The sequence below is a fragment of the Pseudomonas sp. SIMBA_068 genome (assembly GCF_046534705.1).
GTDB lineage: Bacteria > Pseudomonadota > Gammaproteobacteria > Pseudomonadales > Pseudomonadaceae > Aquipseudomonas > Aquipseudomonas putida.
Map to the genome: position 1 here is coordinate 1 of NZ_JAWRYI010000684.1, position 266 is coordinate 266.

Consider the following 266-nt stretch of genomic DNA (forward strand, 5'->3'; position numbering starts at 1 on the left):
GTTGCTCTGGAAACCATCGTGGCGGATCTCGTCGCGATGCTGACTGCCGCGCTGGTTAACCACCGCAAAGCCGTCGCCGATTTCAACGCCTTTAACGGCATTAATACTCATCAGCGCATGCGCCAGATCGGCATCCAGTCGGTCAAATACCGGCTCGCCCAGGCCTGGCGGCACGTGATCTGCCATGACCGTGACTTTAGCGCCAATGGAGTCGCCCTCTTTTTTCAGGCCGCGCATCAGTTCATCCAGCGCCTCCAGCTTGTCCG

The 266-nt window shown here is 59.0% G+C and carries 1 protein-coding gene; it reads right to left on the minus strand.

Translation table 11 applies throughout. The features are described from left to right. Positions 1-266: chorismate synthase (locus SB756_RS30980; protein WP_410913358.1), on the minus strand; the 266-nt coding region annotated here is incomplete at both ends.